Annotated in this window: 7 protein-coding genes and 3 tRNA genes; 8 read left to right on the top strand and 2 right to left on the bottom strand. The window is 57.5% G+C overall.

All coding sequences use genetic code 11. The annotated features are described in order from the left end of the window. Positions 1 to 176 precede the first annotated feature (176 nt). The 4 genes from csrA (at position 177) to KO499_RS15320 (ending at position 831) form a co-directional block, all read left to right on the top strand. On the top strand, positions 177 to 374 hold the full coding sequence (csrA, locus tag KO499_RS15305) for a carbon storage regulator CsrA (RefSeq protein ID WP_008172808.1): 198 nt from the start codon (positions 177 to 179) through the stop codon (positions 372 to 374). A gap of 126 nt (positions 375 to 500) precedes the next feature. Then, positions 501 to 590 (top strand) — tRNA-Ser (locus KO499_RS15310). Positions 591 to 652: 62 nt separating this feature from the next. Next, a tRNA-Arg gene (locus KO499_RS15315) sits at positions 653 to 729 on the top strand. 25 nt (positions 730 to 754) lie between these two features. Further along, positions 755 to 831, top strand: a tRNA-Arg gene (locus KO499_RS15320). A gap of 86 nt (positions 832 to 917) precedes the next feature. Here the strand turns inward: KO499_RS15320 and KO499_RS15325 are convergent. Then, entirely contained in the window at positions 918 to 1454 is a 537-nt protein-coding gene (locus KO499_RS15325; RefSeq protein ID WP_215984641.1) for a DUF2058 domain-containing protein, read from the bottom strand. Between the two features lie 106 nt (positions 1455 to 1560). Between KO499_RS15325 and dbpA the strand changes: the two genes are divergently transcribed. From dbpA to KO499_RS15345, 4 genes are all read left to right on the top strand, one after another. Further along, the gene (gene dbpA, locus KO499_RS15330; protein ID WP_215984642.1) at positions 1561 to 2934 is read left to right on the top strand and encodes an ATP-dependent RNA helicase DbpA; all 1374 of its coding nucleotides are present in this window, start codon (positions 1561 to 1563) and stop codon (positions 2932 to 2934) included. A 223-nt stretch (positions 2935 to 3157) separates the two neighbouring features. Next, positions 3158 to 3409 carry an OadG family protein gene (locus KO499_RS15335; protein ID WP_215984643.1) on the top strand — a complete coding sequence of 84 codons (252 nt, stop codon included), beginning with the start codon at positions 3158 to 3160 and terminating at the stop codon, positions 3407 to 3409. 41 nt (positions 3410 to 3450) lie between these two features. Continuing rightward, positions 3451 to 5238 carry a sodium-extruding oxaloacetate decarboxylase subunit alpha gene (gene oadA / locus KO499_RS15340; protein WP_215984644.1) on the top strand — a complete coding sequence of 596 codons (1788 nt, stop codon included), beginning with the start codon at positions 3451 to 3453 and terminating at the stop codon, positions 5236 to 5238. 14 nt (positions 5239 to 5252) lie between these two features. Next, positions 5253 to 6587 (top strand): sodium ion-translocating decarboxylase subunit beta, encoded by a 1335-nt coding sequence (locus tag KO499_RS15345; protein ID WP_416240393.1) that lies wholly within the window; start codon positions 5253 to 5255, stop codon positions 6585 to 6587. 52 nt (positions 6588 to 6639) lie between these two features. Here the strand turns inward: KO499_RS15345 and KO499_RS15350 are convergent. Then, on the bottom strand, positions 6640 to 8957 hold a 2318-nt coding region (locus KO499_RS15350), incomplete at its 5' end, for an error-prone DNA polymerase (protein WP_215984646.1).

The following is an 8957-nucleotide window of genomic DNA, read 5'->3' on the forward strand; positions in this document are numbered from 1 at the left end:
CGGGTCGATTTGCGGGGGCCCCGGAAATAAGGGATTCATATACTGAACCTATGACAAACGTGAACCGTATAAGTGAATGTGCGTCTTCCGGTCAGTAAGTGTTCCCACTATAAAAGCAACAAGTAGTTTAAAAACCATTAGTCGGAACAGGTAGCTCTGGATAGGGAGTAAGGGATATGTTGATATTAACTCGCCGTGTAGGCGAAACTCTGATGGTCGGCGACGATATCACCGTCACCGTCCTCGGGGTGAAGGGCAATCAGGTACGGATTGGCGTTAATGCCCCGAAAGAAGTTGCGGTGCATCGCGAAGAAATCTATCAGCGAATTCAGTCGGAAAAGGGCTCTGAAGAGCCTGAACCCGGCAATAGCTGAGAGACAGAAAGCCGTTCATGGGAAACCTGAACGGCTTTTTTGATGGCGGGGAAAATCGGGGTCGAAAAAACTTGTGTCAACCCTATGAAAACAGAAAAATTATGGTAGTATACGCCCCGTTCTCAAGGAGAGGTGGGTGAGTGGCTGAAACCAGTTCCCTGCTAAGGAACCGTACGAGAAATCGTACCGAGGGTTCGAATCCCTCCCTCTCCGCCATTTCCCTTCGGGGAAAGTGAGACAGGTTGAAGTAGCACGCAACCACAGCAAGTGATCAATGTGCGGCTGTAGCTCAGCTGGATAGAGTACCTGGCTACGAACCAGGCGGTCGGAGGTTCGAATCCTCCCAGCCGCGCCATCGATCAACCTGCCAAAAGTTTCAAGCGGCTGTAGCTCAGCTGGATAGAGTACCTGGCTACGAACCAGGCGGTCGGAGGTTCGAATCCTCCCAGCCGCGCCAAATTAAATAAAAAACCCCGCCATGTGCGGGGTTTTTTATTGGTCCTCAGGCAATGTCTGACAGACCGCTTTTTGTGCGAATCTCTCCTACCACATCAAATCATCAGGGATCTCATAACCCGCATAAGGGTCGTCCTCTCCCACGTCATCTGTTTTGCGGTCATGAAGAACCACTACGGCGCTCTCATCCCGCTCCATGATCTTCCGGGCAACGCCTTCCGCGACAATCTCGTAGCTGTCGTTTACGAAGACGATGGCAAGGCGTCCTCGGGAAAGCTGATCAACCATGGTGTCGTCGACAAAGAGCTTTTTGATCTTTTTATCGTGAACGAACTGGTAGGAGGTTTCGCCCCGGCTGCGGTCCAGCCGGTTAGTTTCCACCAGCTGACGAATCTGCGCCTGGATCGCTTTTTTCTCGGCAGCTCGCTGGCGCTCAAGATTCAGCTGGCGGTCTCTCTCCGCTTTTTCTTCCCGGGCCTGGCGCGCTCTGATCTCGGCCTCGTTCACCTCAACAGCACCTTTGGGTTGCTGTTTTCTTTTCTTGCGCTTTTCGCTGCGAATGGCCTTGGCCTTCTTCTCGTCGGCGAGGCCGGCCTTCAGCAATTGGTCCTGCAGGGATGCCATCAGTAACTCCGTTCTTTCGTTGCAGATTCTGGTATCATTTCCGCCTAGTATACGCCCTCATTATTGCCTTCATAACCAGCTTCCGCTGATTCCGGGATTTTCTTCTATGCCTTCTTTTAATGACTTTGGTTTGTCCTCCGCCATGTGCTCGAATCTTGATCAACTGGGGTTTACCGAACCCACCGAGATTCAGGCGAAAGCGATTGCCCCGGGGCTGGCCGGTAAAGACATCATTGCGATGGCAAAAACCGGCAGCGGCAAAACGGCCGCGTTCGGTATCAGCCTGATTGAAAAGCTGAATCCCCGGCTTTTTGCGGTTCAGGCACTGGTACTGTGCCCGACGCGGGAGCTGGCGGACCAGGTGGCCAAAGCGTTGCGAGAGCTGGCGCGAGCCCGGGAGAACATCAAGGTTCTGACGTTGTGTGGTGGTGTTCCGATAGGGCCTCAGATAGGTTCGCTCAGCCACGGGGCGCATATAGTTGTAGGAACTCCGGGCAGGATCCAGGATCACCTCCGCAAAGAGACCCTTTCGCTGGCCCGGCTCAAAGCCGTCGTGCTTGATGAGGCAGACCGAATGCTGGATATGGGGTTTGAGGACGCAATGGAGGATATTCTTTCCCGGACGCCGCCCTCCCGACAGACCCTGATGTTCTCGGCGACCTGGCCCGGCCCCATCCGAGAACTCAGCAAGCAGTACCAGAAAAACCCGGTAGATGTTCGGGCGGAAGATACCGGAGACAATCCGGATATCGAGGAGCTGTTCTACGAGGTGTCGCCCCAGTCCAAATCGGACGCCATTGTGGCGCTGCTGTCAGAGCGGCAACCCGATTCCTGCATTATTTTCTGTACCACCAAACAGCAGTGTGACGAAATGGCGGCAGAATTGGGCGAGCGAGGGTTTTCCGCACTGCCACTGCACGGGGATCTGGAGCAGAGGGAGCGTGACAGTGTCCTGGTGCGCTTTGGAAATCAGAGCTGCGCAACTCTGGTGGCCACCGATGTGGCCGCGCGCGGTCTTGATATCAAATCTCTGCCGCTGGTGATCAATGCCGAGCCGGCAAGAGATCCGGAAGTGCATACCCATCGCATCGGTCGCACCGGCCGGGCGGGGGAGCAGGGCCATGCAGTCACGTTTTGTACACCTGCTCAAGGACACAAGATCAGTCGTATTGAATCCGAGCGTGGCCGCAGTGTGCAGTGGGGTGATACGGAAACCCTTCTGGCAACGCCGGCAAGGCCGGTAGTTCCTTCCATGAAAACCCTTTGTATTGCTGGTGGCCGAAAGGACAAGATTCGCCCGGGGGATGTTCTGGGTGCCTTGACGGGCGAAGCCGGCCTGCCCGGGAAAGCCGTTGGCAAAATTGATCTGTTTGATCACCAGTGTTTTGTTGCCGTGGAAAAGTCACAGGCCGGTAAGGCATTGTCCAGACTCGAAAGCGGCAAGGTCAAAGGCCGGAAGATTCGCGTCAGATATGCCTGAATGCGAATGTATCCGGTTGCGGTGGTGTATGTCTCACGGGGTACAGGCACTCGGAAACCCCGTATAGATTTTTGCAATCAGGTTGCCCGGAACCACTGAAAACGGTAAATTACGCAGGATTTTGCCACCCGAATTGTGGCGGAATGCTGTTAGACCTTAGTCTAACTGGTCAGTCCGCGCAGAGCTCGGGAGAAATATAAATCAATACAGGTAGCTGTTCGATATGAATGACCTGATGTCACAAGCCGTCGATCTGATGATTGCCGGAATGGGATTTGTGTTCGTGTTCCTGATTGTTCTGGTGTTCGCGACACTTCTCATGTCCAAACTCATAGTACGGTTTGCGCCGCCAGAGCCGGCGACTCCGGCCAGAACGCCACGTGCCAAGCCGAAGGCGCCCGCGTCGGTTGATCCTGACACCGCTGAGGCCATCAAGAAGGCGATTGCACAATTCCGGTCTCACCACAAGAAGTGAGCCGGCAAAAGACTAGAACCTTTAAATAGAAGGCTGACACGATGACTGACACAAAGAAACCGCTGGGGATTACGGACGTTATTTTGCGTGACGCCCACCAATCCCTGCTTGCCACCCGTATGCGGCTGGATGACATGCTGCCTATTGCCGAGAAACTCGACAAGGTCGGTTTCTGGTCTCTGGAATCCTGGGGTGGAGCTACCTTTGATTCGTGCATCCGCTACCTGGGCGAAGACCCCTGGGAGCGCATTCGAGAGCTCAAGAAAGCCATGCCCAACACCCCGCAGCAGATGCTCCTGCGCGGCCAGAACCTGTTGGGTTACCGCCACTACGCGGACGATGTGGTAGACCGTTTCTGCGAGCGTGCCGCCGAGAACGGCGTTGATGTGTTCCGTATTTTTGATGCGATGAACGACCCCCGTAACCTGGATCGTGCCATCAAGGCCGTTCGTAAAACGGGCAAGCACGCGCAGGGCACCATCGCCTATACCACCAGCCCGGTGCACACCATTGAAATGTGGGTAGAGCTGGCGAAGGAAGTCGCTGACATGGGCGCTGATTCCATCGCCATCAAGGACATGGCGGGTATCCTGAAGCCGTACGTGGCCTTTGATCTGGTCAGCCGCCTGAAGAAAGAGCTCGACATCCCGATTCACATGCAGTGCCACGCCACTACTGGCATGTCTACCGCCACGGCCATCAAGGCCGCCGAAGCCGGTATCGATAACGTGGACACCGCAATTTCCTCCATGAGCATGACCTATGGCCATTCGCCCACCGAAGCGGTGGTAGCCATTCTTGAGGGGACTGACCGTGACACAGGCCTGGACCTCAACCTGCTCGAAGAGATCGCCAGCTACTTCCGCCAGGTACGCAAGAAGTACGCGAAGTTTGAAGGCAGCCTGCGCGGTACGGATTCCCGGATCCTGATTGCCCAGGTACCGGGTGGCATGCTCACCAACATGGAAAATCAGCTGCGTGAACAGAACGCCAGCGACAAGTTCGACCAGGTGCTGGACGAGATTCCCAAGGTTCGCGAAGACCTGGGCTTCATCCCGCTGGTAACGCCTACCTCCCAGATTGTGGGTACCCAGGCGGTACTGAACGTTCTGACTGGTGAGCGCTACAAGTCCATCTCCAAAGAAACCTCTGCAATCCTCAAAGGCGAGTACGGTGCTGCACCGTCTTCGATGAACAAGGAACTGCAGGATCGTGTTCTGGACGGAAACGAGCCGGTTACCTGTCGTCCGGCAGATCTGCTTGAGCCGGAAATGGACAAGCTGACCGACGAACTCAAACAGCTGGCCGACGAGAAAGGCATCAAGCTGTCGGAAAACACCGTAGATGATGTTCTGACCTACGCGCTGTTCCCGCAGATTGGCCTGAAGTTCCTCGAAAACCGTAATAATCCGGATGCCTTCGAGCCGGTTCCGACCGCGGAAAGCGCGGCTCCGGCCAAGAAGTCTGAAGGCCCCGAGACCTACACCGTTGATGTGAATGGCAAGAAGTTTGTTGTTGCCGTTTCCGAAGGTGGCGAGATCACCCAGATCCAGGGCGAGGGCGGTGCTGCCTCTGCTCCGGCAGCCTCCTCGGCTCCGGCACCTGCGGCGGGTGAAGGTGAGCCTGTGGTTGCGCCGCTGGGCGGCAACATCTTCAAGGTTCTGGTTTCACCGGGTGACACCGTGGAAGAGGGCGATGTGATGATTATCCTCGAAGCCATGAAAATGGAAACCGAGGTTCGCGCGCCGAAAGCCGGTACCATCGGCGAAGTCTTCATCAAGGTCGGTGATGCCGTCTCTCCTGATGATGAAATGCTGACAATCGCATAAAGGGCCAGCATTCCATGGATAAATTAATGACGCTCTGGACAGGCAGTGGCCTGTTCAACATCGAGATCGGCCAGGTGATCATGATCGCCATCGGCCTGCTCCTTCTGTTCCTTGCGATTCGCAAGGGGTTTGAGCCTTTGCTGCTGGTACCCATCGGGTTTGGCGGTATTCTGGCGAATATTCCGGAGGCAGGCCTGGCCCTGACTGCGGCGGAAAACGCAATCCACTTTGCTCTGAAGAGCGAAGCGACCCAGATCCTCGCTGCGCTGGCAGCACCGTTGGACGTGGCTTATCAGGCCGGGCAAGCTGTTACGCCTGAGCTTAAAGAAGCGTTCAAGGTTGCGGTCAAGGAAGCCAGCTACTCGGAAATGGCGATGGCCAATTCCCTGGCCCAGGATTTCGGCTATGGCAACGGCATGCTGTATAACTTCTACTCGGTGGTTATCGGCAGTACCGTCGGCCCTCTGCTGATCTTCATGGGTGTGGGTGCGATGACCGATTTTGGTCCTCTGCTTGCCAACCCCAAGACCATGCTCCTGGGTGCTGCGGCACAGTTCGGTATCTTCGGTACCGTCATCGGTGCGGCTCTGCTGGACTGGACTGGTGTTCTGGACTTCAACATTCTGGAAGCGGCCGCGATCGGTATCATCGGTGGTGCGGACGGTCCGACTTCCATCTATGTGGCCAGCGTACTGGCACCGCATCTGCTGGGCGCCATCGCCGTTTCTGCCTACGCTTACATGGCGATGGTTCCGATGATTCAGCCGCCGATCATGAAGGCCCTGACCTCGGCCGAGGAGCGGAAGATCAAAATGACCCAGCTGCGTCCGGTCAGCAAGAAAGAGAAGATCGTCTTTCCGCTGGTGGTCCTGATCGCTGTGGTGCTGTTCCTGCCGGATGCCGCGCCGCTGCTGGGTATGTTCTGCTTTGGTAACCTGATGCGTGAGTGTGGCGTGGTTGAGCGCCTGAGCGACACGGCCCAGAACGCACTGATCAATATCGTGACCATTTTCCTGGGTTTGTCGGTTGGCTCCAAGCTGATGGCGGACAAGTTCCTTGATGCCCAGACCTTGGGTATTCTGGGCCTGGGTATTGTGGCCTTCGGTGTTGGTACAGCCTCCGGTGTTCTGATGGCGAAGCTCATGAACAAGCTGACCAAAGAGCAGATCAACCCGTTGATCGGTTCTGCCGGTGTGTCTGCGGTGCCAATGGCGGCGCGGGTGTCCAACAAGGTTGGCCTGGAAGCCAATCCGCAGAACTTCCTGCTGATGCACGCCATGGGTCCGAATGTGGCGGGTGTTATCGGCTCTGCAGTTGCTGCGGGTGTGATGATCAAGCTCCTGAGCTGATCTTCTCTGCGCGGTTCAGAAAACCCCGCCCTGGAGCGGGGTTTTTTCGTTTCTAGTGGAAGTCCCGGGAACCGACGGGAAGTGTTTTGATCAAGTGGCTGAGATCGGAAAGCTTTCCCGCCATCACATGCACGATATCCCCGTGCCGCTCCAGAACCCCTTTCACATGCAACAACCGGGCGGTCAATAACGGTTTCCGCTGCCGGCGTGCGGTTTCCAGCCAGACCACGACGTTTACATTGCCGGTTTCGTCTTCCAGGGTGACAAAGGTAACGCCGGAGGCGGAGCCAGGGCGCTGGCGCCCGGTGACGAGGCCGGCAACCTGCACGGGAATACCGGCTTTGGTAGTTTTCAGCTGTTCGGCACTCAGACACGGCTTCAGGTGACCCTGTTCCCGGAGCAGGGCAAGCGGGTGGCGTTGCAGGGTGAGACCCTGGCTGGCGTAGTCGGCGAGGACGTTCTGGCCCTCCGAGGGCTCCGGCAGTTGCTGGCAGTAGTCTGTCTGATAGTCCTCAGCGGATTCTTCGGCGAACAGCTTGGCGGGTGGTTCATGATCCAGCAGTTGCCAGTAGGCCTGATGGCGGTTGGCGGTGAAGGCCGGCATGGCGTTGGCGCCGGCGAGCAGCTCCATATCCCGCTGGTTCAGGCCGGCCAGGCGACGAAGCTCGCTGGTTGAGCGGTAGCCATTGGCGGGCCGGTTCTGCCGGATGCGTTCGGCGCCATTCACGGACAGACCCTGAATAATCCTCAGACCCAGTCGGAGATGACGTTCTTCGCCTTCCAGAACGTGATCCCACTGGCCGGCGTTCACATCCGGTGGCAGCACGGTGACATTGTGGCGGCGGGCGTCCTGCACCAGCTGCGACGGCGAATAGAATCCCATGGGCTGGCTGTTGAGCAGGGCACAGTAAAACGCGGCCGGGTAATGACGTTTTATCCAGGCGGAGACATAGACCAGCAGGGCAAAGCTGGCAGCGTGTGACTCCGGGAAACCGTAGCCGCCGAAGCCGCAGATCTGTTGGTAAAGCCGTTCGGCGAAATCAGCGCTGTGGCCACGCTCGAGCATGCCTGTGATCAGTTTTTCCCGGAACGGGGTCAGATCGCCGTGAGATTTCCAGGCCGCCATGGCCCGGCGAAGCTGATCGGCTTCGCCAGCAGAGAAACCGGCCGCTACCATGGCCAGTTTGATGACCTGTTCCTGGAAAATCGGCACGCCCAGCGTGCGTTCCAGCACCTTGCGCACGGCATCATTGGGGTAATCCACGGGCTCCAGGCCATGCTTGCGGCGCAAGTACGGATGCACCATATCGCCCTGGATCGGGCCGGGCCGAACGATGGCTACTTCGATCACCAGATCGTAGTAGGTTTCCGGCTTCAGGCGCGGCAGCATGTTGATCTGGGCCCGGGATTCCACCTGGAACACGCCGATGCTGTCGCCTGTCTGAAGCATGGCATAGGTGTCACGGTCTTCCTGGGGAACATCCTGCATCCGGAAAGGCTGGCCTTTTTCATCACTGATGAGTGCCAGCGCCTTTCGAATGGCTGACAGCATACCAAGGGCCAGCACATCCACTTTCATCAGCCCCAGGCTTTCCAGATCGTCCTTGTCCCACTGGATGACGGTTCGGTCGGCCATGGCGGCGTTCTCCACCGGTACCAACTCGGCCAGCGGGCCGGCGCTGATCACAAAGCCGCCCACATGCTGGGACAGGTGCCGGGGAAAGCCGAGCAGGGTGTTGACCAGGGTAAAGAACTGGTCTGCCACCTGCGGGTTGCGGGTGAGTTTCTTGTCCAGGATCTGCTGGCGCCAGTTGGTGGCCTTGTCGCGCCAGTCGATGCCTTCGAGTAACTGCTCCACCAGGGCCGGATCAAACCCCAGAGCCTTGCCGACATCCCGAATGGCGCTCTTGGGCCGGTAACGGATCACCGTGGCAGCCAGGGCCGCCCGCTCACGGGAATAGCGCCGGTAGATGTACTGGATTACCTCTTCCCGCCGCTCGTGCTCGAAATCCACGTCGATATCCGGCGGCTCGTTCCGGTCTTTGGAAATAAAACGCTCGAACAGCAGTTCCACCCGGGCGGGATTCACCTCGGTGATACCCAGGCAGTAGCAGACCGCAGAGTTGGCGGCAGACCCCCGGCCCTGGCAGAGAATCTCCCGGCTGCGGGCAAAGGCTACGATATCGTGGATGGTGAGGAAGTAATGCTCGTACTTCATCTCCGAGATCAGCCCCAGTTCCTTGCGGATCAGGTTCTGGACCTGCAGCGGCGTGCCCTCCGGATAACGCCGACGCTCGCCTTCGCGGGTCAGCCGTTTCAGGTAGCCGGCGGGAGAGTCGCCCGGGGGGACCAGGTCTGGTGGGTATTCAT

Source organism: Marinobacter sp. F3R08 (assembly GCF_018860425.1).
GTDB lineage: Bacteria > Pseudomonadota > Gammaproteobacteria > Pseudomonadales > Oleiphilaceae > Marinobacter.